This window comes from Leclercia sp. M-A074-M, assembly GCF_965195605.1.
GTDB lineage: Bacteria > Pseudomonadota > Gammaproteobacteria > Enterobacterales > Enterobacteriaceae > Enterobacter.
On the sequence record NZ_CBDAHM010000002.1, the window covers coordinates 486,587 to 512,287 of the forward strand.

Here is a 25,701-nt window from a genome sequence, read left to right on the forward strand (position 1 = left end):
TGCCGGGCAACGGATCAAAAGTCTGCCGGTGCCTTAAAGGTCATCGGCGTACTGTATTCCGGGTGGGTGATGGTGAGCATCTGTGCATGCAGTTGCAGACGCGGCGCCATCGCCCGGGCTTCCGGCGTGGCATAAAAGCGATCCCCCAGAATCGGGTGACCCAGCGCCAGCATATGCACACGCAGCTGGTGCGAGCGGCCGGTAATCGGTTTTAGCAGCACGCGGGCGCTGTTGTCCGCCGCGTACTCCAGCACTTCATACTCGGTTTGCGCCGCCTTGCCGGTCTCGTAGCAAACCTTCTGCTTCGGGCGGTTAGGCCAGTCGCAGATCAGCGGCAGATCAACCAGCCCTTCCGCCGGTTGTGGATGACCCCAGACGCGCGCCAGGTACTGCTTCTTCGGCTCACGCTCACGAAACTGACGTTTCAGCTCGCGCTCTGCCGCCTTGGTCAGCGCCACTACAATCACTCCGCTGGTGGCCATGTCCAGACGGTGGACGGACTCCGCCTGCGGAAAATCACGCTGAACGCGCGTCATCACGCTGTCTTTGTGCTCATCCAGCCTGCCCGGCACGGACAACAAGCCGCTTGGCTTGTTGACCACCATAATATGCTCATCCTGATAGAGAATGACCAGCCACGGATCCTGCGGCGGATTGTAGGGTTCCATCAACATGTTTCGCTCCGCTTACTGATGCGTCACAACGATAAGGCGCAGCGCATCCAGACGCCATCCCGCCTGATTCAGGCTCTCAAGCACCTGCTGACGATTGGTTTCAATCGCCGCCAGTTCATCGTCACGAATATTGGGGTTCACCGCACGCAGGGCCTCGAGACGAGAGAGCTCCGCAGACAGTTTTTCATCCGCCTCGCTGCGCGCCGCGTCAATCAGGGCGCGCGCTGCTTTCTCAACCTGAGACTCACCCTGCTGGAGGATGGCGTAGACATCCTGCTGCACCGCATTCACCAGCTTGCTGCCGGTATGGCGATTCACCGCGCTCAGCTGGCGGTTAAAGCTCTCAAACTCGACCTGCGCCGCCAGGTTGGTACCGTTTTTGTCCAGCAGCAGACGCACCGGCGTGGCAGGCAGGAAACGGTTGAGCTGCAGCTGTTTCGGTGCCTGGGCCTCTACCACGTAGATCAGCTCCAGCAGCAGGGTACCCACCGGCAGCGCCTTGTTCTTCAGCAGCGAAATGGTGCTGCTGCCGGTGTCGCCGGAGAGGATCAGATCCAGACCGTTGCGGATCAGCGGGTGTTCCCAGGTGATGAACTGCGCATCCTCGCGGGACAGCGCCACATCACGTTCAAAGGTGATGGTGCAACCATCTTCCGGCAGGCCCGGGAAGTCCGGCACCAGCATGTGATCGGACGGGGTCAGCACAATCAAGTTCTCGCCGCGATCGTCCTGGTTGATACCGACGATATCAAACAGGTTCATGGCGAAGCTGATCAGGCTGGTATCGTCATCCTGCTCTTCAATGCTCTCTGCCAGCCGCTGGGCCTTTTCACCGCCGTTGGAGTGGATCTCCAGCAGACGGTCACGACCCTGCTCCAGCTGCGCTTTCAGGGCGTCATGCTGTTCACGGCAAGTTTTGATCAGCTCGTCAAAGCCCTCGGTATTTTCCGGCGCCGCCAGATAGCCCGTCAGCTCGTTATGCACGCTATCGTAAATGGTACGACCGGTCGGGCAGGTATGTTCAAACGCATCCAGCCCTTCGTGGAACCAGCGCACCAGCACCGACTGGGCGGTTTTTTCCAGATACGGAACGTGGATCTGAATGTCGTGCGCCTGACCGATACGGTCCAGACGACCGATACGCTGCTCCAGCAGATCCGGGTTGAACGGCAGATCGAACATCACCAGACGGCTGGCGAACTGGAAGTTACGCCCCTCGGAGCCGATTTCGGAGCAGAGCAGCACCTGTGCCCCGCTGTCCTCTTCGGAGAACCATGCCGCCGCGCGGTCGCGCTCGATAATGGACATACCTTCATGGAACACCGCCGCGCGAATACCTTCCCGCTCGCGCAGAACCTGCTCAAGCTGAAGCGCGGTGGTGGCTTTGGCGCAGATGACCAGCACTTTCTGGGAACGGTTGGCGGTCAGATAACCCATCAGCCATTCAACGCGCGGGTCGAAGTTCCACCAGGTGCCGGTATCGCCTTCAAACTCCTGATAAATCTGTTCCGGATAGAGCATGTCCCGGGCGCGCTCTTCCGCTGTTTTACGCGCGCCCATGATGCCGGAAACTTTGATCGCCGTCTGATACTGGGTGGGCAGCGGCAGGCGAACGGTATGCAGCTCGCGTTTCGGGAAGCCTTTCACCCCGTTACGGGTATTACGGAACAGCACGCGGCTGGTGCCGTGCCTGTCCATCAGCATGGAGACCAGCTCCTGGCGTGCGGCGTCGGCGCCTTCACGATCGCTGTTGGCCGCCTGGAGTAGCGGCTCGATATCCTGCTCGCCAATCAGATCGCTCAGGGTGTTGAGCTCGTCGTTGGAGAGGTGCTTGCCCGCCAGCAGCAGGGCAACGGCATCCGCCACCGGGCGATAATTTTTCTGCTCTTCGACAAAGAGGTCAAAGTCATGGAAACGGTTTGGATCCAGCAGGCGCAGACGCGCGAAGTGGCTCTCCAGACCCAGCTGTTCCGGCGTAGCGGTGAGCAGCAGTACGCCAGGTACGCGCTCGGCCAGCTGTTCAATCGCCATATATTCACGGCTCGGCGCGTCGACATTCCACACCAGATGGTGCGCTTCATCGACCACCATGATGTCCCACTCGGCATCACAGAGGTGCTCAAGACGCTGCTTGCTGCGGCGCACGAAGTCCAGGGAGCAGATCACCAGCTGTTCGGTTTCGAACGGGTTATCGGCGTCGTGCTGGGCTTCGGCGTAGCGCTCGTCATCAAACAGGGAGAAACGCAGGTTGAAGCGGCGCAGCATCTCCACCAGCCACTGGTGCTGCAGGGTTTCTGGCACCACAATCAGCACGCGCTCGGCCGCGCCGGAGAGCAGCTGCTGGTGCAGGATCATGCCCGCTTCGATGGTTTTACCTAAACCGACTTCATCCGCCAGCAGGACGCGCGGCGCATGGCGGCGGCCAACGTCATGGGCGATGTTGAGCTGATGGGGGATCAGGCTGGTGCGCTGGCCACGCAGACCGCTCCACGGCATGCGGTACTGCTCGCTCTGGAACTTGCGCGCACGGTAGCGCAGCGAGAAGCGATCCATACGGTCGATCTGACCGGCGAACAGGCGATCCTGAGGTTTGCTGAAGACCAGTTTGCTGTCGAGCAGCACTTCGCGCAGCATGACGCCCGTCTCTTCGGTATCCAGTCGGGTTCCGATATAGGCGAGCAGTCCATTCTCTTCTTTTACGTCTTCAATCTTCAGCTGCCAGCCTTCATGGCTGGTAACGGTGTCGCCCGGGTTGAACATCACGCGGGTGACAGGGGAATCATTGCGAGCATACAGACGGTTTTCACCGGTGGCGGGGAAAAGGAGAGTCACCATACGCGCATCCAGCGCCACTACAGTTCCTAACCCAAGTTCGCTTTCTGTGTCGCTGATCCAGCGTTGACCAAGTGTAAAAGGCATATTTGTTCGGCTCTAATCTTTAATTGCAGGCAATAGTTCAACCACCGTTCAGGAATGACGGTCGTCGAATAATGGGTCCGGGAATGGAAAGGGCGCTATGGTACTGGATGGCAGCGATTTCGTCACCTGTCAAAATAGCCCCAACTGACCTGTCATCAGTGTAGCAAAGTCGTCGTCCATGAACGGTAAAATTCCCTCTGCGACGGGCTGTAGCTGGCGCGTGAGGTAGTGCTCATAGTCAAGGGGCGAACGCTGATAATCCACCGGCTCCGGGCCGCTGGTGGTCCAGACATACTTGATGGTGCCTCGGTTCTGGTATTGCGGCGCGCGCCCAAGACGGACGTTCTCTTCATCGGCAAGCCGGGCGGCACGAACGTGGGGCGGCACGTTGCGCTGATACTCCGCCAGCGGGCGACGCAGGCGCTTGCGGTAGACCAGCTGGTCATCCAGTTCGCCCGCCATCAGGCTGGCGATGGTCTCGCGCACAAACTCCTGGTAGGGTTCGCGCCGAAAAATTTTCAGATAAAGCTCCTGCTGGAAACGCTGCGCCAGCGGGGTCCAGTCGGTACGGACGGTTTCCAGCCCTTTAAATACCATCCGCTGCTTTTCCCCCTCCTGGATAAGCCCGGCATAGCGCTTCTTGCTGCCCTGATCGGTTCCCCGAATGGTGGGCATTAGAAAACGGCAGAAGTGGGTCTCATACTCCAGCTCCAGAGCGCTGGTCAGGCCAGCCTGATGCAGATGCGTTCGCCACCAGCTGTTAACAAATTCCACCAGCGACTGGCCAATGGCGGCAGCCTCCGCTTCGGCGTGGGCGCCCCTGAGCCAGACGAAGGTCGAATCGGTATCGCCATAAATCACATCATAGCCCTGGGATTCCACCAGCACTTTGGTCTGGCGCATGATCTCGTGGCCGCGCATGGTAATCGACGAGGCCAGGCGCGGGTCGAAGAAACGGCAGGCGCTGGTGCCGAGCACGCCATAAAAGGCATTCATGATGATCTTCAGCGCCTGGGAAAGCGGCTTATTGCCGTGGCGCTTGGCCTCTTCGCGCCCGTACCAGATCTGGCTGACGATCTCCGGCAGGCAGTGTTTTTCCCGGGAGAAACGCGCCCCGAGGAAGCCCTCAGTGCTGTGCTGCTCATCCGGCTGGGCGAGCCCTTCCACCAGGCCGACCGGATCGATAAGAAAGGTGCGAATGATCGACGGATAGAGGCTTTTGTAATCCAGCACCAGCACCGAGTCGTACAGGCCGGGGCGGGAGTCCATCACATAGCCGCCGGGGCTGGCCTGGGGCGGCACGTCACCGAGATTGGGGGCTACATAGCCCGCCCGGTGCATGCGCGGAAAGTAGAGATGGCTGAAGGCGGCCACGGAGCCGCCGTGGCGGTCGGCCGCCAGGCCATTGACCGTGGCGCGCTCCAGCAGAAACGGCATGATCTCGGTTTTGTGGAAAATCCGCGTCACCAGCTCGCAGTCTTTCAGGTTATAGGTCGCCAGGGCCGGTTTATCTTCGGCGAAGCGGCGGTCAATTTCGTCCATCCTGTCCCAGGGATTGTCGATGGATTTACCTTCCCCGAGCAGCTCCTGCGATACCGATTCCAGCGAGAATGACGAGAAGCTCCAGAAGGCAGATTTCAGCGCCTCGATGCCGTCGATAATTAAGCGCCCGTTCGCCTGGGCAAAGAAGACGCCGTTTTTAAAGCCGTGCTCGCGCCACTCCAGCTCGCTGTTGCCGCGTCCGAGCAGCAGAGGGATGCGGTAGCGCTCGGCATGTTTTTGCAGAATGCGCAAATCAAACTGCACTACGTTCCAGCCGATGATGACGTCCGGGTCGTGCCGGGCAAACCAGGCATTCAGTTTTTCGATCAGCTGCGGGCGGCTGTTGACGTACTCCAGCTGGAAATCGAGCCCCGAGGCATCGCCGTTGGCCGGGCCCAGCATATAGACAACCCGCTGGCCGCAGCCTTCGATGCCGATGCAGTACAGCTCCCCGTGCCGGGTGGTTTCAATGTCCAGCGACGCCCATTTCAGGGGCGGGCGATAGTGCGGATTGGGTTTGAGACGGGCGTTGATCAGCCGTGCGCCCTGGGGCGTACCGTCCACCCAGACCGGGGCGGTGATAAAGCGCTCCATCAGAAAGCGCTCCGGGGGGCGAATATCGGCTTCGTACAGGGTCACGCCCGCCTCGCGCAGCAGCTTTTCATAACGCATCAGCTGGCGGTGGGCACGGCAGTATAGGCCGTAAACCGGACGACGGTGGAAATCTTTCAGCTCAAGGGGCGTCAGCCGCCAGCCGTTTTCACCCTGCAGCAACTGGCGGGCTTTTTCGACGTCAGGCTCGGGAATAAAGGCAACGGACTCCTGGACAGACAGGGTGACGTTTAGCGGGCCGGTATCTGTCGCCAGCCAGAATTCAACTTCGGTACCCTGGGGCGTATCCCGCCAGTGCCGGGTGAGTAAAAAGCCTTGTTGCGCCTGCGCCACGCCGTTCTCTCATAAAACAAAACCAGGCCTGATTATAGCCTGGTTAAGGGGGGTTTGCTGGGGTTTTATACAGGTATGCTTTGCCGGATGGCGCTGCGCTTATCCGGCCTGGGAGACCTGTAGGCCCGGTAAGCGTAGCGCCACCGGGCGGGTTTTACTGCCCGTAATAGGCCTTCGCGCCGTGCTTACGCAGATAGTGTTTATCCAGCAACGTCTGCTGCATATCCGGCAGCTGCGGCGCCAGCTGGCGGCAGAAGATGCCCATATAGGCCACCTCTTCCAGCACGATAGCGTTATGCATCGCATCCTCGGCATTTTTACCCCACGCAAACGGGCCGTGAGAGTGAACCAACACCCCCGGCATCTGCGCGGCGTCGATACCCTGTTTCTCGAAGGTTTCAACAATCACGTTGCCGGTCTCCCACTCATACTCGCCGTTGATCTCGGCATCGGTCATCTTGCGGGTGCAGGGGATGGTGCCATAGAAGTAGTCGGCGTGGGTGGTGCCGGTCGCCGGGATCGGCTGGCCTGCCTGCGCCCAGATAGTGGCGTGGCGGGAGTGAGTGTGGACGATGCCGCCGATGGACGGGAAGGCTTGATAGAGCAGGCGATGCGTTGGCGTATCGGAGGAGGGCTTTTTCTTCCCCTCAACCACTTCACCGGTGGCGATGCTCACCACCACCATATCCTCGGCAGTCATTACCCGGTAGTCGACGCCGGACGGTTTAATGACGAACACGCCTGCTTCGCGGTCCACGGCACTGACGTTGCCCCAGGTCAGGGTAACGAGATTATGTTCCGGCAGGGCGAGGTTGGCTTCAAGCACCTGACGTTTGAGATCTTCCAGCATGTATCCTCCAGGAAAAAAGGCCCGCCCTGCGGCAGGCCAAAGGTTCCCCTGTTAACGTTTTGAACCGTAGTAGACTTCGTTCCAGCGCAGCGCATCTTTAAAGGCTGGCAGACGGGTGTCGTTATCAATGACCGTCAGTTCGATATCGTGCAGTTCCGCGAACTGACGCATGTCGTTGAGATCCAGCGCATGGCTGAAGACGGTATGGTGCGCGCCACCTGCTACGATCCAGGCTTCGGAAGCGGTTGCCAGATCCGGCTGGGCTTTCCACAGGGCGTTCGCCACCGGCAGTTTCGGCAGGGAATGCGGCGTTTCAACGGCGTCGACGCAGTTCACCAGCAGGCGGAAACGATCGCCCAGATCGATCAGGCTGGCGTTAATGGCCGGACCGGTACGGGTGTTGAAGATCAGACGCGCTGGATCGGCTTTGCCGCCGATGCCGAGATGCTGAACGTCGAGGATCGGTTTTTCATCCACGGCGATCGACGGGCAGACTTCCAGCATGTGCGAACCCAGCACCAGATCGTTGCCGTCCTCGAAGTGGTAGGTGTAATCCTCCATAAAGGAGGTGCCGCCCTGCAGACCGGTCGACATCACTTTCATGATGCGTAGCAGAGCGGCAGTTTTCCAGTCGCCTTCACCGGCAAAGCCGTAGCCCTGCTGCATCAGACGTTGTACCGCCAGGCCCGGAAGCTGCTTCAGGCCGTGAAGATCTTCAAAGGTGGTGGTAAAGGCATGGAAGCCGCCCTGTTCCAGGAAGCGTTTCATGCCCAGCTCAATACGGGCTGCATCCAGCACGTTCTGGCGCTTATCACCATTCACCTGTGCCGCCGCCGTCAGGCGATAGCTGCTTTCGTACTCATCCACCAGCGCATTAACGTCGCCATCGCTGATTTCATTGACGACCTGCACCAGATCGCCCACCGCCCAGGTGTTGACGGAAAAACCAAATTTGATCTGCGCGGCCACTTTATCGCCGTCCGTTACCGCCACTTCACGCATGTTGTCGCCGAAGCGCACCACTTTCAGCTGGCGGGTATCCTGCTTCGATACGGCCTGGCGCATCCAGGAACCAATCCGCTGGTGCGCCTGCTTGTCCTGCCAGTGGCCAGTGACGACAGCATGCTGCTGGCGCATACGCGCGCCGATGAAGCCGAACTCACGGCCGCCGTGCGCGGTCTGGTTCAGGTTCATAAAGTCCATATCAATGCTGTCCCACGGCAGCGCCGCGTTGAACTGGGTATGGAACTGCAGCAGCGGTTTGTTGAGGATGGAGAGGCCGTTGATCCACATCTTGGCCGGAGAGAAGGTGTGCAGCCACACCACCAGACCCGCGCATTTATCGTCGTAGTTAGCATCGCGACAGATATGGGTAATTTCATCCGGGGAGGTGCCCAGCGGCTTCAGCACCAGCTTGCACGGCAATTTTGCTTCCGCATTCAGGGCGTTTACGACATGTTCTGCGTGTTGAGTCACCTGGCGCAGGGCTTCCGGCCCATAAAGATGCTGGCTACCAATCACAAACCACACTTCATAATTATTAAAAATCGTCATTATCGTGTCCTTAATGTGTCAGGGTTGCCGTAGATTCCGGGATGTTCTTAACCGGGGCGGCGACAGGGAGATAGTGCTGCTCAGCGCTCTTCGCCCACTGCTGGTAGCGCTGATAAAGCTGTTCAAAACGTTGCGCCTGCTGCGCGCGCGGCTGCAGGGTACTTTCCACCTTGCTCGCCATATGCTGCTGCGCTGTCGGAATGTCGGTGTGTACGCCCGCCGCCACCGCCGCGAAGATCGCCGCGCCCAGGGCACAGCACTGATCCGAGGCGACAATCTGCAGCGGACGGTTCAGCACGTCGCAGCAGGCCTGCATGATCACCGGGTTCTTACGGGCGATACCGCCCAGCGCCATCACCTCATTGACGGCGATCCCCTGTTCGGTAAAGCACTCCATAATGGCGCGCGCGCCAAAGGCGGTAGCCGCTACCAGCCCGCCAAACAGCGCCGGGGCGTCGGTGGCGAGATTCAGATCGGTAATCACCCCTTTCAGGCGCTGGTTGGCATTCGGCGTACGGCGGCCGTTAAACCAGTCGAGAACGACCGGAAGATGATCGAGGGAAGGATTCTTCGCCCAGGCGTCGGTCAGCTGCGGCAGGAGCTGTTTTTTGCTCTCTGCGATCTGGGTTTTCAGTTCCGGATGGGCGGCGGCCAGTTGATCCAGCGGCCAGCCCAGCAAGCGGCCAAACCAGGCGTAGATGTCGCCAAAGGCGGACTGACCCGCTTCCAATCCGATAAAGTCCGGTACCACGCTGCCGTCAACCTGGCCGCAGATACCTTTTACGGCGCGATCCCCGACGCTGGCTTTATCCGCTGTCAGGATGTCGCAGGTGGAGGTGCCGATCACTTTCACCAGTGTGTTGGGCTGTGCGCCCGCGCCGACTGCGCCCATGTGGCAGTCAAAAGCGCCGCCGGAAATGGCCACCGTCTGGGGCAGGCCCAGGCGTTCCGCCCACTCGGCGCAGAGCGTGCCGACCGGGATATCAGCGGTCCAGGTATCGGTAAAGAGCGGGTAGTCGAGGTTCTGGTTGATGATCGGGTCGAGTTCGTCAAAGAAGGCGGCAGGCGGCAGGCCACCCCAGCTTTCATGCCAGAGGGATTTGTGCCCGGCGCTACAGCGACCGCGACGGATATCCTGCGGACGGGTAGTGCCGGAGAGCAGGGCCGGAACCCAGTCACACAGCTCAATCCAGGAGACTGCCGCTTTTGCCACCTGCGGATCCTGACGGGTAACGTGCAGGATCTTCGCCCAGAACCACTCGCTGGAGTAAATGCCGCCGATGTAGCGGGAGTAGTCGTTTTTGCCTGGCTGATGGCACAAACGGGTGATGGCTTCGGCTTCTTCCACCGCGGTATGGTCTTTCCACAGCACAAACATGGCGTTCGGGTTATCGGCGAATGCCGGATGCAGTGCCAGAACGTGACCATCGGCGTCAATCGGCGCCGGGGTAGAGCCGGTGCTGTCCACGCCAATCCCGACGATCTGAGCGCGCTGCGCCTCGCTTAACTCTGCCAGCACGGTTTTGATTGCCGCTTCCATCGACTCGATATAGTCACGTGGATGATGGCGGAACTGATTGTTTGGCGCATCGCAATAGCGCCCCTCTTGCCAGCGCGGATACCACTCGACGCTGGTTGCTATCTCCTGACCCGTAGTGCATTCCACTGCCAGGGCGCGTACTGAGTCACTGCCAAAATCGAGGCCAATCGCAATTGCCATGGTGTTGCTCCATCAAAAAACAGATATGAATGAACATTAGAGAGTGAGGGGGAAAATCGTCAGGCGGGATCCGCTAATCTTATGGATGATTTTGCTGTGACATGGGAAAGTGTGACGCCGAGCAAATAATCCATGTGGACATTTCTGCCGTGGTTATAGACACTTTTGTTACCGCCGACCCGCTCGATGTTACGGATAAATCGCAACGGAAGCGTTATGATGGCGGATCTGAAAGCGGGCTGATACCTTTTCGATCTTTGTGTAGCCCGTTTTTATGCCGCTTTTGATGATATGGACAAATGGTTTCCTTCAGGACTGCCAGGAGGACTGAAAATATGGCTGAAACGCAAAGCGATCCGCTGCTGCCGGGCTACTCGTTTAACGCGCATCTGGTGGCGGGACTGACGCCCATTGAGGCTGACGGCTATCTCGATTTTTACGTTGACCGACCGCTGGGGATGAAGGGCTATATCCTCAACCTGACCGTGCGCGGAGAGGGGGTGATCAAGAATGGCGATCAGACCTTCGTCTGCCGTCCGGGCGATATTCTGCTCTTCCCGCCGGGTGAAATTCATCACTATGGCCGTCATCCCGATGCCCGGGAGTGGTATCACCAGTGGGTCTACTTCCGCCCGCGCGCTTACTGGCAGGAGTGGCTGGCCTGGCCGTCGATGTTTGCCCATACCGGTTTTTATCGCCCGGATGAAGCGCATCAGCCGCAGTTTCGGGAACTGTTTGCCCAGATCATCGAGGCCGGGCAGGGCGGGGGGCGCTATGCCGAGCTGCTGGCCATCAACCTGCTGGAACAGCTACTGCTGCGCCGGATGGAGGCGATCAATGAATCGCTCAACCCGCCGCTGGATCACCGGGTGCGCGAAGCCTGCCAGTACATCAGCGACCACCTGGCGGACAGCCAGTTTGATATCGCCAGCGTCGCCCAGCATGTCTGCCTGTCGCCGTCGCGTCTGTCGCACCTGTTCCGCCAGCAGCTGGGGGTGAGCGTACTGAGCTGGCGCGAGGATCAGCGCATCAGCCAGGCCAAGCTGCTGCTCAGCACCACCCGCATGCCAATTGCCACCGTCGGGCGCAACGTGGGCTTTGAGGATCAGCTCTACTTTTCCCGGGTCTTTAAAAAATGCACCGGCGCCAGCCCCAGCGAATTTCGCGCAGGGTGTGAATAGAAAGTAAATAAAACTAAACAAGTTCGCTGGATCCTGTTCACACCCGGTAAACTATTCAGACAATTGTTGTCTTGACGCAGCAGGGCGCTCTTCGCAGAATCCCTGCTTCGTCACCTGACCGGAACTGTTATGCAGGCATTGCTGGAACATTTTATTACCCAGTCCGTTACCTATTCGCTCGTCGCCGTCGCGCTCGTGGCCTTCCTGGAATCTCTGGCGCTGGTTGGACTGATCCTGCCCGGCACGGTGATGATGGCCGGGCTCGGCGCGCTGATTGGCAGTGGCGAGGTTAACTTCTGGCAGGCGTGGCTGGCGGGGATCGTCGGCTGTCTGCTGGGCGACTGGATCTCATTCTGGCTGGGCTGGCGCTTTAAAAAGCCGCTGCACCGCTGGTCATTCATGAAAAAGAACAAAGCCCTGCTCGATAAAACCGAGCATGCCCTGCATCAACACAGCATGTTCACCATTCTGGTGGGGCGATTTGTTGGCCCGACGCGCCCCCTGGTGCCGATGGTGGCGGGGATGCTGGATCTGCCGGTGGCGAAATTTATCGTGCCGAACCTGATTGGCTGTCTGTTCTGGCCGCCAATTTACTTCCTGCCGGGCATCCTGGCCGGCGCGGCAATCGATATTCCTGCCGGTGTACAGAGCGGGGGCTTCCGCTGGCTGCTGCTGGCGACCGCGCTGCTGCTGTGGCTGGCGGCCTGGCTCTGCTGGCGGCTGTGGCGCAGCGGGAAAGCGTCCTCGGATCGCCTCAGCCGCTATCTGCCGCGTGGACGCTTATTCTGGCTGGCTCCCGTCACCCTGGGCGTGGCGCTGGTGGCACTGGTGATGCTGGTCCGTCACCCGATGATGCCGGTGTATGGCGAGATCCTGCTTAAGGTTGTCAGCCGCTGATCGGCATCAGTGGATCCCCAGCAGGCGCGACGCGCTCGCGTTTCCGCTTGCCAGCTGTTCCGTATCGCCATCCCAGGCGATACGGCCATCGGCAATCACCACCGACCGGGGGGCGATCCTGAGCGCATCTTCCACACTGTGCGATACCATCAGCATCGTCAGCTGCTGGCGCCCGCACACCTCTTTGACCAGCAGCAGCATCTCCTGGCGTAAGGCGGGATCGAGTGCCGAAAAGGGCTCGTCCAGCAGCAGGACAGGCTGCTCACGCACCAGACAGCGCGCCAGCGCGACGCGCTGACGCTGACCGCCCGAAAGCTCACCCGGCAGACGTTCCAGCAGATCGCCGATCCCCATCTGCAGCGCGATGTCGCTTAGCTTCTGCTGTTGCACTGCGTTGAGCCTGAGGCCGGGATGCATGCCCAGGCCAATGTTCTGGCGCACGTTCAGATGAGTAAAGAGATTGTTTTCCTGAAACAGCATCGACACCGGGCGCGCAGCAGGCGGCGTGCGGGTGTGATCGTGACCATTAAGGATGATGCTGCCGTTGGCCGGTTGCAGAAAACCGGCGATCAGATTGAGAAAGGTGCTTTTCCCGGCGCCGCTGGGGCCGAGCACGGCGATAAGTTCGCCCCGGCGCACGGACAAGTTGAAGCGCATCGGCAGGTGCTGATAAAGCCAGGTTACATCAGTCAGTTTTAACATCACGCCCCGGTAGTTTTTCGATAACGGTAAATAACGCAAAGCAGAGCAGCAGCAGCAGTAGCGCCGTGACGGCCCCGTCCTGGCTGCGATACGAGCCGATCTGCTGATAGAGCCAGAACGGCAGGGTGCGGAAATCATCATTGCCAAACAGCGCCACCACGCCGAAATCGCCGATCGACAGTACGCAGGCAAAGGCCAGCGCCTGGGCCAGCGGGCGCTTCAGGGCGCGCAGCTCTACCACCTTCAGCCGCTGCCAGCCGTGCATCCCCAGCGAGTCGCAAAGCAGGGTGTAGCGGGCGCTGAGGTCGCGCATCGGATTTTCCAGCACTTTCAGCGCGTAGGGAATGGCCATCAGGGCGTTGGTGAAGATGACAATGCCATCGGCCGATTCGGGCAGGCCAATGGTGCTGTTGAACAGCAGGAAAAAGCCGCTCGCCAACACGATGCCGGGCATCGCCAGGATCAGCATGCCGCTGAGATCCAGCGCCTGTCCGGCCACAATCGCCTGACGGGCATAGAGCTCCCGGCTGCTCCACAGCAGCATCATGGTCAGCAGGACGCAAAGCAGCCCGGCGCCCAGGGCAATGCGCAGCGAAGTGCCCAGCGCCTGCCATAGCACCGGCTGTTGCAGCACCGACACCAGGTTAAGATTCAGGCCATCCACCACCACCGCCAGCAGCGGCGGGAGCAACAACAGCAGGGCGAGGGTAATGAGCAGGCCATCGGTCAGGCGGCTGCGCAGGCTATCCTGCGGATCGCGCCAGCCGGCAAGCTGGCTGGCGCCGATGGGGATCGCTTTTCCCAACCGCTGGCTCAGCATCACCAGCCCCAGGCAGCAGACCATCTGCACCATCGCCAGCAGGGCCGCGCGGCCCGGATCGTAGTCGTAACTCAGGGCCTGATAGATGGCGAGCTCGATGGTGGTGGCCTGCGGCCCGCCGCCGAGCGAGAGCACGGTGGCGAAGCTGGCAAAGCAGAGCATAAAGATCAGGGCGGCGACGGGGGGGATCTGGCGGCGCAGCCATGGCCATTCGACAAAACGGAAAAATGACCCGCCACGCATCCCAAGCTGGGCGGCAAGCTGGCGCTGTTCGCCGGGGATATTTTCCAGCGCCTGTAAGAGCAGGCGCGTTGCCATCGGCATGTTGAAAAAGAGGTGCGCCAGCAGGATCCCCTGCAGGCCATAGGGCGAGAAGCGCCACTCAAGCCCGAGTGCCTGGAATAGCGCGGCCAGCCAGCCCTGACGCCCGTAAACGCTGAGAATGCCAAATACCGCCACCAGTACCGGCAGGATCAGGGTCATGGCGCACAGGCGTAGCAGCGCCTGCCTGCCAGGGAAGCGACGCCGGTAGAGCGCGCGGGCAAGAAATATCGCGGGCACCACGGAGAGCAGGGCGGAGAGAAACGCCTGCCAGAACGAGAAGCGGATAACGTGCCACAGATAGCTGTCGTGCAGAAGCGCCGCGACGTCGGTGGCTGGCGCGTTAAACCACAGCGCCAGAAATGCGCCCAGGGCGACGGCCACCATCAGCGTGGCGGCCAGCAGCCCCGGCAGCAACCAGCCGGCGATTAACGGCTGACGGCGCGTTGCCATTCACTGACCCATGCTGCACGTTTCCCGGCCACTTCCTGCGAAGTAAATTCCAGCGTGGTTTGCGGTTTCACCAGGGTATCAAAACCTGCCGGTAACGTCACATTGGTCACCGGGTACATCCAGTTGCCGGTCGGGATGGCATTCTGGAACGACGGAGAAACCATAAATTTCAGGAACTTCTCAGCCAGCTCCGGCTGTTTGCTGGCTGCGGTCCGGGCGGCGACCTCAACCTGCAGATAGTGACCTTCAGCAAAGTCAGCGGCGGCATAGTTCTCTTTTTTCTCGGCGATGATGTGGTACGCCGGGGAGGTGGTATAGCTCAGCACCAGATCGCTTTCCCCTTTCAGGAACAGACCATAGGCTTCGCTCCAGCCTTTGGTCACGGTGACCGTTTTGGCGGCCAGTTTCTGCCAGGCTTCCGGGGTCTTGTCGCCGTAGACCTTTTGCATCCACAGCAGCAGACCCAGCCCCGGGGTGCTGGTGCGGGGATCTTCGTAGATCACCCGCCACTTCTGGTCGCTCTCAACCAGCTCTTTCAGGCTCTTTGGCGGATTTTTCAGCTTGTTTTTGTCGTAGACGAAGGCGAAGTAGCCGTAATCGAAAGGCACAAAGGTGTCGTTCTTCCAGCCGCCAGGGACGTTAACCGCATCGGCCGCCACACCGCTTTTGGCGAACAGCCCGGTCTGGGTGGCTGCTTCCAGCAGATTGTTATCCAGCCCCAGCACCACGTCGGCTTTGCTGTTTTTGCCTTCCATGCGCAGGCGGTTCAGCAGCGAGACGCCATCCTCCAGCGCCACGAACTTCAGCTCGCACTTGCAGTCGGCCTCAAAGGCTTTTTTGACCGCCGGGCCCGGGCCCCAGTCGGCAGCGAAAGAGTCATAGGTGTAGACCGTCAGGACAGGACTGGCAACGGCAGGCAGCGCAACCAGCGCCAACAGGGGAAGAACAGTTTTGAACACTTTGCACCTCATTGTTTGAGAGTGGCAAAGGATTTTGAGCAACAGCCTCAAATCCCTTCGCCGGCGTTATCCGGATCAGGTTCGACGGGTATTTTCTCAGCACACGCTTTCACGCAGCACCCCGTTGAGAACGGCAGTATTGTAATGATTTGGTGAATATTACGAAAGTGTTATGGTTCCGGCGGCGCAAACCACGCCGATTTAAAATCAAACCACCCCAGCGTATTCATACGCAAGCCGCGCATACTGCGCTGCCCCTGGATCATCAGCCAGTGGTGGATCAGCGGGACGATCGCCTGCTGGGCGAGCAGCTGCTGGCACCAGACCGCAAGATTCATCTCACCCGCGCGCCACTCGGCGGCGTCCTGTTGCCAGTCGCGCTCAATACAGTTTTGCAGAAGCGGCACCTCATAGAGATGTGAGAACAGCGAGAAATCCAGCGGCAGGGTGAAGTTGACGCTGTTGAGCCAGATGTCGCTCACGATCTCGCCGCGATGCCACTCCTCATAGCTGACCTCCTGAATGTTCAGCGTCACCTGCTCGGCGGCGAGCAGCTCGCTCATCATTCTGGCGATCACCCGATGTTCGATATGTTCGCGGTAGAAGGTCAGGGTGAGGCTCTCCAGCCCGGCCGGTTTGTCGCCACGTCCCGGACGGGCATGGTGCCAGCGCGGCAGCAGGCCATACGCCGGGAACCAGTAGGACTGATACACTTCCTCAGCCTGATAGATCAGGTTCGCCGGGGAGAGGATACGGCTTACCCACTGGCGCACCTCGGCGCTGGCCCCGCGGTGGGAGCGGGCGTCAAACAGCAGATAGTAACAGCCCTCTTCAAGCCGACTTTCCACCGCCTTTTCCCCCTCGGTTGGCCCCTCCAGGGTCAGGCCGACGCTCAGCTCTTCGTTGATATCCGGCAACACCCAGACGTTCACCTCGTCAATCAGCGCCCGGTAGCCGAAGTAATCATCGAAGGCGCGGATCTTAAGCTGGTTATTGTTATTACGGGAAACCGCATACGGCCCGGTGCCCACCGGCAGGCTGGCAAAGTTGTGCATCGTTTCCCACTCCCGCGGCAGGATCATCGACGGCACATACCCCAGCAGCCACGGCAGCCAGCGGTCGGGCTGCGTAAGCTGAATATCGAGCGTCCAGGCGGTGGGCGACTGGACCCGGCTGATGTGTGAATAGAGGGGCAATTCGCGGGCCCGTTGCAGGGTGGCAATGACGTCGGCCATCTCCAGCTCGCGTCCATGGTGGAAATGGATGCCAGGCCGCAAGAAAAAGCGCCAGTGCAACGGGGAAAGTTGCTGCCAGTGGTGGGCAATGTCGGCTTCCAGTTCCCCATTTTCCTCATTTATGCGCGTCAGCCCACTAAAGATTTGCCGCGCCATATGGGTTTCGGAGCGCCGTAATGCACTCCCCGGCAACAGGTTTTTCATCGGGCGATAATAGAGCACGCGCAGAATGTGCTTGCCCTGGCGGAAGCTGCGCCCGAGGTGGGAGACCAGCATCTGGCGCACCGCGGCTTTATCGCCGACCAGCTGCACCAGCTGCTCGATGCGATCCTGCTCCAGCAGATCCTCCGCCCGCTGCTGCTGAAGCGCCAGGCCGGTATACAAAAAGGTGAGGCGCGAGCGCTTGCCGCGCCCGGCCTCCGCTTCCCAGCTCAGCCACCCCTGCTGCTGCATGGTGTTGAGCAGGGTGCGCATATGGCGGCGCGAACAGCTGAGCAGGTCGGCCAGTTCGCTGAGCGTGGTCTCCCGGGTCTGGCCGTCACAGCACTGCCAGAGGCGAATGAATTGTTGTTGCAGACGACCAGAGGGCATAAAAGAGGAACTCCTGACAAAAAATCAGCAATTTATTAATCCCTATATTAAGCCAATAATTCACTTCGATGAAGCGAGGAGGTAAATATGAAGAGGTCTGCCACAAATCAGTTTTACCAACAGTACTTCTCAGCGACAAAGGGAGTGTCCTGGCTGGCCCGCCGGTGTGCAGAGCAACGGCTGAAAATACTGGAAGAGCTGATGCAGTGGGAGGTGACAACGTCGACCTCGGAACGCTGAATTGCTTCGATCATGTGTGACTGAGTATTGGTGCTAATCACCACGCCAGCAGGTATCATCTGCTGGCTTTTTTCGTTTTCTCGTGCGCTAAAGGAACAGTGATGCTCTGGTTAATGACGATGGGACGCCGTCTCAACGGTGTGTATGCCGCTTTTTTAATGGTGGCGTTTATGATGGGCGTAGCCGGAGCACTGCAGGCGCCGACCCTGAGTCTGTTCCTGAGCCGCGAGGTGGGCGCCCAACCGTTCTGGGTGGGGCTGTTCTATACCGTCAATGCCGTCGCTGGGATCCTGGTCAGCCTGTGGCTGGCGAAGCGTTCGGACAGCCAGGGCGATCGCCGCAAGCTGATCCTCTTTTGCTGCGCGATGGCGATTGGCAACGCGCTGCTGTTTGCCTTTAACCGCCACTACCTGACCTTATTAACCTGCGGCGTACTGTTGGCCTCGGTTGCCAATACCGCCATGCCGCAGCTGTTTGCTCTGGCGCGGGAATATGCCGACAGCTCTGCGCGTGAGGTGGTGATGTTCAGCTCGGTGATGCGTGCGCAGCTTTCGCTGGCGTGGGTCATCGGTCCGCCGCTGGCGTTTATGCTGGCGCTTAACTACGGCTTTACCACTATGTTCTCTATTGCGGCGGCCATTTTTGCCATCAGCCTGGCGCTGATCGCCTTCGCGCTGCCTTCTGTGGACAGGGTGAATTCGGCGACCGCCGTTCCGGTGACGGAGGTCAGCGGCTGGAAAGATAAAAATGTCCGCAGGCTGTTTATTGCTTCCACGCTAATGTGGACCTGTAACACCATGTATATCATCGACATGCCGTTGTGGATCAGCAGCGATCTGGGGCTGCCGGACAAGCTGGCCGGGATCTTAATGGGCACTGCCGCCGGGCTGGAGATCCCGGCAATGATCCTTGCGGGTTATTACGTCAAACACGTTGGTAAACGGCGGATGATGGTGATCGCGGTGGCGGCGGGGGTGCTCTTTTATCTGGGGCTGATCCTCTTCCACAGCCGCGAGGCCTTGCTTGGCCTGCAACTCTTTAACGCGATCTTTATTGGAATCATCGCCGGGATTGGCATGCTCTGGTTCCAGGATCTGATGCCGGGCAGGGCGGGGTCGGCAACCACGCTCTTTACCAACAGTATCTCTACCGGCGTGATCCTGGCGGGGGTGATTCAGGGCGCGCTGGCACAAAGCTACGGCCACTCTGCGGTTTACATGGCTATTGCGGGGATTTCGCTGGTGACGCTGGTGCTCACCTGGCGGGTTAAAGATGTCTGAATAAAAAAAGAGTCCATTGACTGTGCAATGGACTCTTTAGCGTGATTAGCCCATAAAGGCTGGCTGCTTGCTCTCGTAGGCGGCAATGGCCTCTTCGTGCTGCAGGGTCAGTCCGATGCTGTCAAGGCCGTTAATCATGCAGTGGCGGCGGAACGCGTCGATGTTAAAGCTGTAGATTTTATCCCCGGCTTTTACGACCTGCGCTTCCAGATCCACTTCAAAGGTCATGCCCGGGTTGCCCTGCACCAGGGTAAACAGCTCGTCGACCTGTTCATCACTCAGCGTGACCGGCAGCAGCTGGTTGTTGAAGCTGTTGCCGTAGAAGATGTCGGCAAAGCTCGGGGCAATTACCACTTTGAAACCGTAATCGGTCAGCGCCCACGGCGCATGCTCGCGCGATGAGCCACAGCCGAAGTTTTCCCGCGCCAGCAGGATAGATGCGCCTTTGTACTCAGGAAAGTTCAGCACGAACTCCGGGTTCGGCTGCTGGCCTTTGTCATCCAGAAAACGCCAGTCGTTAAACAGGTGCGCGCCAAAACCGGTGCGGGTTACCTTCTGCAAAAACTGCTTTGGAATGATGGCGTCGGTGTCGACGTTAGCCGCGTCCAGAGGGACCACCAGGCCAGTATGTTGGGTAAATTTCTCTGCCATGATGGTCTCCTTATTTCAGGCTGCGAATATCGGCGAAGTGGCCGGTCACTGCGGCTGCCGCGGCCATCGCCGGGCTGACCAGATGCGTGCGTCCACCGCGCCCCTGACGACCTTCAAAGTTACGGTTGCTGGTGGAAGCGCAGCGCTCGCCCGGGTTCAGGCGGTCGTTGTTCATCGCCAGACACATGGAGCAGCCCGGCAGACGCCATTCAAAGCCTGCTTCAATGAAAATCTTATCCAGACCTTCAGCTTCCGCCTGCGCTTTGACCGGGCCGGAGCCTGGGACCACCAGCGCCTGCACACCCGGCGCCACTTTACGGCCTTTCGCCACTTCTGCCGCGGCGCGCAGATCTTCGATGCGCGAGTTGGTGCAGGAACCAATAAACACTTTATCAATGCTCACGTCGGTCAACGGTACGCCCGGCTTCAGTCCCATATAGGCCAGCGCTTTCTCTGCGCTGGCGCGCTCAACCGGATCGGCGAACGAGGCCGGATCGGGAACGCTGTCGTTAACGGAGATGACCTGCCCCGGATTCGTGCCCCAGGTGACCTGCGGCGCAATCGCTTCGGCCTGCAGGGTGACCACGGTGTCGAATACCGCACCCTCGTCGGTTTTCAGGGTTTTCCAGTACGCGACCGCGTCGTCAAAATCCTGGCCTTTCGGGGCGTGCAAACGCCCCTTCACATAGTTGAAAGTCGTTTCGTCAGGCGCAACCAGACCAGCTTTCGCACCCATTTCAATCGCCATGTTGCACAGGGTCATACGGCCTTCCATGCTCAGGGCCTGGATTGCGCTGCCGCAGAACTCCACCACATGTCCGGTGCCGCCTGCGCTACCGGTTTTACCGATGATCGCCAGCACGATGTCTTTGGCAGTGATGCCCGGTGCGGCCTCGCCGGTCACCTCAATTTTCATGGTCTTCGCACGGCCCTGTTTCAGGGTCTGGGTCGCCAGCACATGTTCCACTTCGGAGGTGCCGATACCAAAGGCCAGGGCACCAAACGCGCCGTGGGTCGCGGTGTGGGAGTCGCCGCAAACGATGGTCATGCCCGGCAGGGTGATACCCTGTTCAGGGCCCATCACATGGACGATGCCCTGGTAAGGGTGGTTCAGATCGTACAGCTCAACGCCAAACTCGTTGCAGTTCTTGATCAGCTCCTGCATCTGAATGCGCGCCATCTCACCGGAGGCGTTGATGTCTTTAGTCTGGGTTGAGACGTTATGGTCCATCGTCGCGAAGGTTTTGCCCGGCTGGCGCACCGGACGCTTGTGCGCGCGCAGGCCATCGAACGCCTGTGGCGAGGTCACTTCGTGCACCAGATGGCGATCGATATAGAGCAGCGGGGTTTCGTTCTGCGCTTCATAGACCACGTGAGCATCATAAATTTTTTCGTACAACGTCTTCGCCATGATTACACCCCTTCAGCGACATAGCGGGCAATGATATCGCCCATTTCTTCAGTACTGACCGCCGCGTTGCCGCGGGCTAAATCGCCGGTGCGCACACCCTCTTCCAGGGCGCGGTTGATGGCGTTTTCGATCGCGGTAGCTGCCTCGTTAGCATCCAGGCTGTAGCGCAAAAGCAGCGCCAGAGAGAGGATCTGCGCGATCGGGTTGGCGATGTTTTTACCCGCGATATCCGGTGCGGATCCGCCAGCCGGTTCGTACAGGCCAAAACCTTCTTCGTTCAGGCTGGCGGACGGCAGCATCCCCATGGAGCCGGTGATCATCGCGCACTCGTCAGAGAGAATGTCCCCGAACAGGTTGGAACAGAGCAGGACGTCAAACTGGGACGGATCTTTAATCAGCTGCATGGTGGCATTGTCGATGTACATATGCGCCAGCTGAACGTCCGGATACGCCTGAGCAATCTCGTTAACGATTTCGCGCCACAGGATGGAGGATTGCAGCACGTTAGCTTTATCGATCGAGGTCACTTTATGGCCGCGTTTGCGGGCAGATTCGAACGCGATACGGGCGATACGTTCAATCTCAAAACGGTGATACACCTCGGTATCGAACGCTTTTTCGTGCTGACCGCTGCCTTCGCGGCCTTTCGGCTGACCAAAGTAGATACCGCCGGTCAACTCACGGACGCACAGAATGTCGAAGCCGTTGGCGGCGATATCGGCGCGCAGCGGACAGAACTCTTCCAGCCCCTGATAGAGTTTGGCCGGACGCAGGTTGCTGAACAGCTTGAAGTGTTTACGCAGTGGCAGCAGCGCCCCGCGCTCTGGCTGCTCGGCCGGTGGCAGATGTTCCCATTTCGGGCCGCCTACGGAGCCGAACAGGACCGCGTCGGCATTCTCACAGCCGGTCACGGTTGCCTGCGGCAAGGGCGTACCGTGGTTATCGATCGCGATACCGCCTACATCGTAGTGGCTGGTGGTAATTTTCATCGCAAAACGGGTGCGGACAGCGTCCAGCACCTTCAGCGCCTGTGCCATAACTTCGGGACCAATTCCGTCGCCCGGTAACACAGCAATATGGTAATTCTTCGACATTACACGGTTTCCTTATTGTTCTCTTTATTCTGAGCTTTGCGTTGCAACTCTTTTTCGACTTCCGCGGCGCGCCAGATATTGTTCAGGACGTGAACCATCGCTTTAGCGGAGGATTCGACGATATCGGTCGCCAGGCCCACGCCGTGGAAGCGGCGGCCGTTATAGTTGACCACGATGTCTACCTGGCCCAGCGCGTTTTTACCCTGGCCTTTCGCCGTCAGGTCATATTTCACCAGCTCAACGTCATATTCCGTGACGCGGTTAATGGCCTGGTAGATGGCATCTACCGGACCGTTGCCGTTGGCCGCTTCGGCTTTGATCTCGTCGCCGCAGGCCAGCTTGACGGAGGCGGTCGCGATGTCGCTTGAACCCGACTGCACGCTGAAGTAGTCCAGACGGAAATGCTCTGGCTCTTCCTGCTGCTTGTTGATAAACGCCAGCGCTTCCAGGTCGTAGTCAAATACCTGGCCTTTTTTATCGGCCAGCTTCAGGAAGGCGTCGTACAGATGATCCATGTTGTAGTCGGTCTCTTTATAGCCCATCTCTTCCATGCGGTGTTTAACCGCCGCGCGGCCAGAGCGGGAGGTCAGGTTCAGCTGCACCTGATTCAGACCGATCGATTCCGGGGTCATGATTTCGTAGTTTTCGCGGTTCTTCAGCACGCCGTCCTGGTGAATACCGGAGGAGTGAGCGAAGGCACCGGTGCCGACAATCGCTTTGTTCGCTGGGATCGGCATGTTGCAGATCTGGCTCACGGTCTGGCTGGTGCGCCAGATCTCCTGGTGATTGATGCGGGTATGCACATCCATGATGTCCTTGCGCACCTTGATCGCCATGATCACCTCTTCCAGTGAACAGTTGCCGGCGCGCTCACCGATACCGTTCATGGCACCTTCAACCTGACGCGCCCCGGCGTGGACCGCGGCAATGGCATTGCCGACAGCCAGGCCTAAATCGTCGTGGGTGTGAACGGAGATAATCGCTTTATCAATATTCGGCACACGCTCATACAGGCCAGTAATGATCCTGGAGAACTCGAACGGCATGGTGTAGCCGACGGTGTCCGGGATGTTGATAGTGGTGGCACCGGCACGGATGGCCGCTTCAACCACACGGGCCAGATCCTCAATCGGCGTGCGGCCTGCATCTTCACAGGAGAACTCAACGTCGTCAGTATAATTGCGGGCGCGTTTCACCATATAGATGGCGCGCTCGATCACCTCATCCAGGGTGCTGCGCAGCTTGGTGGCGATATGCATCGGCGAGGTAGCAATAAAGGTGTGAATACGGAAGGCTTCGGCGACCTTCAGCGACTCGGCGGCCACATCGATATCTTTCTCGACGCAGCGAGCCAGGGCGCACACACGGCTGTTTTTTACGCTGCGGGCGATGGTCTGAACGGATTCAAAATCCCCCGGGGAAGAGACCGGGAAGCCCACTTCCATTACGTCTACGCCCATACGTTCAAGGGCCAGAGCAATCTGCAATTTCTCTTTAACGCTCAGGCTTGCCTGTAATGCTTGTTCACCGTCACGTAAGGTCGTATCGAAAATAATGACTTGCTGGCTCATGGGTTAGGTCCTTGTCTGAATTTGGGCGCCTTGCTACGAGCATAAAAAAACCCGCGCAGTGGCGCGGGTTTTTTGTCTTAACCAGAGAACGATTCAACGCTGAATTTCGCCCGCCAGTCTACCGCGCACAGTGGATGCGTTTAGTAGTAGTAGACCGGTGAAACGAATGCTGCGAATCATGAATCAAGCTCCAGATAAATAAGATATGCTTTTAGTGGTACTGGATACGCGGAATGATGTCAACCCCTGCCAGGCGAAAACACCTCTTCGCCTTCGCGACCCGGGCAGAAAGAATTAGCTTATTGTGCTGGTTTTTCCCTTTTTTGCCATTTTCTTATTCTGAGTTATGTGTGCGAATTTATCAGTTGAATCGTTTGCATATACTTTATTGCAATTGTTTAAAATCCAGGAATAATAAGCCAGCGTTTTGAATTCCTTAACTTTCATCACGTTACCATAATAATTTGGGTGTTGCAGGTTAGAAGGTGATTGGTCTGATAAGAGAATGTTAACTAATTTAATTAAGTCACTGTTAATATTTCATTAAAACTTAAATAGGCCTTAACGAAATGCCATATTGTTTATTTATGAAATCTATGGTTTCATTCGCAATATAAACTAATCGATATGCTTTCTCGCTTTTTTAAGCATGTTTTCTTATCTTATGCCTGAGCTCTGTCACGGCTGGCGGGTATTTATATATTCCTAATTTGTAACATTTCTCTTTAGCTTGTTTTATATGCGTGATAAATCATATTTTCTAAATTTATTGTTACACACGAGGAAAGGAGTTCAGCGTGACAGTGGAGCAGGGTATGTGTGAAGAAAGTAGCGAAAAATCGTCTGTGTCAGAGGGGGCAAAACCACAGCTCCGTACGGTGGACCTGAATCTTTTAACGGTTTTCGATGCGGTCATGCAGGAACAAAATATTACGCGTGCCGCCCAGTCGCTGGGAATGTCTCAGCCCGCTGTCAGTAATGCCGTTGCAAGACTCAAGGTTATGTTTAATGACGAGTTATTCGTTCGTTATGGCCGCGGTATCCAGCCTACTGCCCGTGCCTATCAGCTGTTTGCATCGGTACGTCAGGCGCTTCAGCTTGTGCAGAATGAACTTCCGGGCTCCGGGTTTGATTCAAGCAGCAGCGAGCGTGTTTTCCATCTGTGCGTTTGCAGCCCTCTGGATAATTATCTGACCTCACTTATTTATAATAAAGTCGAGGAAGTTGCGCCCAATATACATTTGGTTTTCAAGTCATCCCTTAACCAGAATACGGAACATCAGCTGCGATATCAGGAGACGGAGTTTGTTATTGGCTACGAAGAATTTCGTCGCCCCGAATTTTCTTGCGTACCATTATTTAAGGACGAAATGGTACTGGTTACCAGCAAAGCGCATCCGCGCCTTAATGGTATGTTGCAGGAGAGCGATATTTATCGCGAACAGCATGCGGTTGTTGCCCTCGATCGCTACGCCTCTTTTAGCCAGCCGTGGTACGACACGCCAGATAAGCAGGCCTGTGTAGCCTATCAGGGGATGGCAATGGTCAGCGTATTAAATGTTGTCTCGCAAACTCACCTGGTTGCCATCGCCCCGCGCTGGCTGGCTGAAGAGTTTGCCGATCCGTTGAACCTGCGAATTATGGTGTTGCCGCTGAACCTTAACTCACGCACCTGCTATCTCTCATGGCATGAAGCAGCCGGTCGCGATAAAGGCCATCAGTGGATGGAAGAGCTGCTGGTTAACGTCTGCCGGCGATAAATGCGGTCAGGATAAATTTCAGTGTTATTGCTATTTATCCTGACTTTCTTATCGTTTCTGAAATATTATTCTGCTGAAGATATTTTCATTGCCTTTTCCTGGCCGTAAAAATGGATGAATTACTGTGGCGCCGCCTTTTTAAATGATGAACGCTCACTCCCTCCCGTTCTCGCAGTAGATTTATCCATAACAATTATTAATACCTTATCTTTCTTCTTTTGGGATCCCGCGCCAGCTGAGGTTTGCTAATTGCCTGCCTCACGGCTAGCGGTTATGGTAACTGTCACTCTGCACAATAAAAATCGCCAGGGGTAACCCTGACAAAAAAGAC

20 protein-coding genes and 1 riboswitch are annotated in these 25,701 nt (G+C 58.1%); of the genes, 5 read left to right on the forward strand and 15 right to left on the reverse strand.

Translation table 11 applies throughout. The features are described 5' to 3' along the window. Nucleotides 1-14: 14 nt before the first annotated feature. The 6 genes from rluA to araB all read right to left on the reverse strand — a co-directional run bounded on the left by rluA (nt 15) and on the right by araB (nt 10,204). A complete protein-coding gene (gene rluA, locus ACOKCT_RS05995; RefSeq protein WP_420193275.1) occupies nt 15-674 on the reverse strand; it encodes a bifunctional tRNA pseudouridine(32) synthase/23S rRNA pseudouridine(746) synthase RluA in 660 nt (219 codons plus the stop codon). A gap of 12 nt (nt 675-686) precedes the next feature. Beyond that, on the reverse strand, nt 687-3,593 hold the full coding sequence (gene rapA / locus ACOKCT_RS06000) for an RNA polymerase-associated protein RapA (protein WP_114387961.1): 2,907 nt from the start codon (nt 3,591-3,593) through the stop codon (nt 687-689). Nucleotides 3,594-3,722: 129 nt separating this feature from the next. Further along, nucleotides 3,723-6,080 carry a DNA polymerase II gene (gene polB / locus ACOKCT_RS06005; RefSeq protein WP_420193276.1) on the reverse strand — a complete coding sequence of 786 codons (2,358 nt, stop codon included), beginning with the start codon at nt 6,078-6,080 and terminating at the stop codon, nt 3,723-3,725. A gap of 154 nt (nt 6,081-6,234) precedes the next feature. Beyond that, nucleotides 6,235-6,930, reverse strand: a complete 696-nt coding sequence (gene araD / locus ACOKCT_RS06010; protein WP_420193277.1) for an L-ribulose-5-phosphate 4-epimerase — start codon at nt 6,928-6,930, stop codon at nt 6,235-6,237. A 51-nt stretch (nt 6,931-6,981) separates the two neighbouring features. After that, complete coding sequence (gene araA / locus ACOKCT_RS06015; protein ID WP_159339993.1) at nt 6,982-8,484, reverse strand: L-arabinose isomerase; 1,503 nt, start codon at nt 8,482-8,484, stop codon at nt 6,982-6,984. Nucleotides 8,485-8,494: 10 nt separating this feature from the next. Further along, a complete protein-coding gene (gene araB / locus ACOKCT_RS06020; RefSeq protein WP_156653910.1) occupies nt 8,495-10,204 on the reverse strand; it encodes a ribulokinase in 1,710 nt (569 codons plus the stop codon). Nucleotides 10,205-10,539: 335 nt separating this feature from the next. Here araB and araC point away from each other — a divergent pair, with 335 nt between their 5' ends. Next, a complete protein-coding gene (gene araC, locus ACOKCT_RS06025) occupies nt 10,540-11,385 on the forward strand; it encodes an arabinose operon transcriptional regulator AraC (protein WP_103823228.1) in 846 nt (281 codons plus the stop codon). Nucleotides 11,386-11,514: 129 nt separating this feature from the next. Then, nucleotides 11,515-12,282, forward strand: a complete 768-nt coding sequence (locus tag ACOKCT_RS06030) for a DedA family protein (protein ID WP_103178247.1) — start codon at nt 11,515-11,517, stop codon at nt 12,280-12,282. Between the two features lie 6 nt (nt 12,283-12,288). Here the strand turns inward: ACOKCT_RS06030 and thiQ are convergent, their stop codons facing one another. The 4 genes from thiQ to sgrR form a co-directional block, all read right to left on the reverse strand. Further along, nucleotides 12,289-12,984, reverse strand: a complete 696-nt coding sequence (gene thiQ, locus ACOKCT_RS06035) for a thiamine ABC transporter ATP-binding protein ThiQ (protein ID WP_159339991.1) — start codon at nt 12,982-12,984, stop codon at nt 12,289-12,291. After that, a complete protein-coding gene (thiP, locus tag ACOKCT_RS06040) occupies nt 12,968-14,578 on the reverse strand; it encodes a thiamine/thiamine pyrophosphate ABC transporter permease ThiP (protein ID WP_156653911.1) in 1,611 nt (536 codons plus the stop codon). Before thiP ends, thiQ begins: the two co-directional genes overlap by 17 nt. Next, entirely contained in the window at nt 14,554-15,537 is a 984-nt protein-coding gene (gene thiB, locus ACOKCT_RS06045; RefSeq protein WP_420193278.1) for a thiamine ABC transporter substrate binding subunit, read from the reverse strand. Before thiB ends, thiP begins: the two co-directional genes overlap by 25 nt. A gap of 34 nt (nt 15,538-15,571) precedes the next feature. Beyond that, nucleotides 15,572-15,671, reverse strand: a riboswitch (TPP riboswitch). 36 nt (nt 15,672-15,707) lie between these two features. Continuing rightward, nucleotides 15,708-17,363: an HTH-type transcriptional regulator SgrR gene (gene sgrR / locus ACOKCT_RS06050; protein ID WP_420193279.1), complete on the reverse strand. Its 1,656-nt coding sequence runs from the start codon at nt 17,361-17,363 to the stop codon at nt 15,708-15,710. 87 nt (nt 17,364-17,450) lie between these two features. Here sgrR and sgrT point away from each other — a divergent pair, with 87 nt between their 5' ends. Together sgrT and ACOKCT_RS06060 are read left to right on the forward strand one after the other, a co-directional pair. Further along, a complete protein-coding gene (gene sgrT, locus ACOKCT_RS06055; RefSeq protein WP_103178252.1) occupies nt 17,451-17,603 on the forward strand; it encodes a glucose uptake inhibitor SgrT in 153 nt (50 codons plus the stop codon). A gap of 101 nt (nt 17,604-17,704) precedes the next feature. Continuing rightward, nucleotides 17,705-18,883: a sugar efflux transporter gene (locus ACOKCT_RS06060; protein WP_420193280.1), complete on the forward strand. Its 1,179-nt coding sequence runs from the start codon at nt 17,705-17,707 to the stop codon at nt 18,881-18,883. A 45-nt stretch (nt 18,884-18,928) separates the two neighbouring features. Here ACOKCT_RS06060 and leuD read toward each other — a convergent pair whose 3' ends face one another. The 5 genes from leuD to leuL form a co-directional block, all read right to left on the reverse strand. Next, entirely contained in the window at nt 18,929-19,534 is a 606-nt protein-coding gene (leuD, locus tag ACOKCT_RS06065) for a 3-isopropylmalate dehydratase small subunit (RefSeq protein WP_103178254.1), read from the reverse strand. 10 nt (nt 19,535-19,544) lie between these two features. Beyond that, the gene (gene leuC / locus ACOKCT_RS06070) at nt 19,545-20,945 is read right to left on the reverse strand and encodes a 3-isopropylmalate dehydratase large subunit (RefSeq protein ID WP_103823236.1); all 1,401 of its coding nucleotides are present in this window, start codon (nt 20,943-20,945) and stop codon (nt 19,545-19,547) included. Nucleotides 20,946-20,947: 2 nt separating this feature from the next. Then, entirely contained in the window at nt 20,948-22,039 is a 1,092-nt protein-coding gene (leuB, locus tag ACOKCT_RS06075) for a 3-isopropylmalate dehydrogenase (RefSeq protein ID WP_103178256.1), read from the reverse strand. Further along, the gene (gene leuA / locus ACOKCT_RS06080) at nt 22,039-23,610 is read right to left on the reverse strand and encodes a 2-isopropylmalate synthase (RefSeq protein ID WP_103178257.1); all 1,572 of its coding nucleotides are present in this window, start codon (nt 23,608-23,610) and stop codon (nt 22,039-22,041) included. The genes leuB and leuA overlap by 1 nt, the downstream gene beginning before the upstream one ends. Before the next feature lie 93 nt (nt 23,611-23,703). Next, a complete protein-coding gene (gene leuL, locus ACOKCT_RS06085; RefSeq protein ID WP_103178258.1) occupies nt 23,704-23,790 on the reverse strand; it encodes a leu operon leader peptide in 87 nt (28 codons plus the stop codon). A 635-nt stretch (nt 23,791-24,425) separates the two neighbouring features. Here leuL and leuO point away from each other — a divergent pair. Beyond that, nucleotides 24,426-25,370 (forward strand): transcriptional regulator LeuO, encoded by a 945-nt coding sequence (gene leuO, locus ACOKCT_RS06090; RefSeq protein ID WP_103178259.1) that lies wholly within the window; start codon nt 24,426-24,428, stop codon nt 25,368-25,370. Nucleotides 25,371-25,701: the final 331 nt, after the last annotated feature.

Bases quoted from the DNA above. Each gene is read 5' to 3' on its own strand.
- thiQ (WP_159339991.1), bottom strand. From the start codon at position 12,984: ATGTTAAAACTGACTGATGTAACCTGGCTTTATCAGCACCTGCCGATG.
- araC (WP_103823228.1), top strand. From the start codon at position 10,540: ATGGCTGAAACGCAAAGCGATCCGCTGCTGCCGGGCTACTCGTTTAAC.
- leuB (WP_103178256.1), bottom strand. From the start codon at position 22,039: ATGTCGAAGAATTACCATATTGCTGTGTTACCGGGCGACGGAATTGGT.
- rapA (WP_114387961.1), bottom strand. From the start codon at position 3,593: ATGCCTTTTACACTTGGTCAACGCTGGATCAGCGACACAGAAAGCGAA.
- sgrT (WP_103178252.1), top strand. From the start codon at position 17,451: ATGAAGAGGTCTGCCACAAATCAGTTTTACCAACAGTACTTCTCAGCG.
- rluA (WP_420193275.1), bottom strand. From the start codon at position 674: ATGTTGATGGAACCCTACAATCCGCCGCAGGATCCGTGGCTGGTCATT.
- leuD (WP_103178254.1), bottom strand. From the start codon at position 19,534: ATGGCAGAGAAATTTACCCAACATACTGGCCTGGTGGTCCCTCTGGAC.
- araA (WP_159339993.1), bottom strand. From the start codon at position 8,484: ATGACGATTTTTAATAATTATGAAGTGTGGTTTGTGATTGGTAGCCAG.
- leuA (WP_103178257.1), bottom strand. From the start codon at position 23,610: ATGAGCCAGCAAGTCATTATTTTCGATACGACCTTACGTGACGGTGAA.
- araD (WP_420193277.1), bottom strand. From the start codon at position 6,930: ATGCTGGAAGATCTCAAACGTCAGGTGCTTGAAGCCAACCTCGCCCTG.
- leuC (WP_103823236.1), bottom strand. From the start codon at position 20,945: ATGGCGAAGACGTTGTACGAAAAAATTTATGATGCTCACGTGGTCTAT.
- thiP (WP_156653911.1), bottom strand. From the start codon at position 14,578: ATGGCAACGCGCCGTCAGCCGTTAATCGCCGGCTGGTTGCTGCCGGGG.
- sgrR (WP_420193279.1), bottom strand. From the start codon at position 17,363: ATGCCCTCTGGTCGTCTGCAACAACAATTCATTCGCCTCTGGCAGTGC.
- leuO (WP_103178259.1), top strand. From the start codon at position 24,426: ATGTGTGAAGAAAGTAGCGAAAAATCGTCTGTGTCAGAGGGGGCAAAA.
- araB (WP_156653910.1), bottom strand. From the start codon at position 10,204: ATGGCAATTGCGATTGGCCTCGATTTTGGCAGTGACTCAGTACGCGCC.
- ACOKCT_RS06030 (WP_103178247.1), top strand. From the start codon at position 11,515: ATGCAGGCATTGCTGGAACATTTTATTACCCAGTCCGTTACCTATTCG.
- ACOKCT_RS06060 (WP_420193280.1), top strand. From the start codon at position 17,705: ATGCTCTGGTTAATGACGATGGGACGCCGTCTCAACGGTGTGTATGCC.
- leuL (WP_103178258.1), bottom strand. From the start codon at position 23,790: ATGATTCGCAGCATTCGTTTCACCGGTCTACTACTACTAAACGCATCC.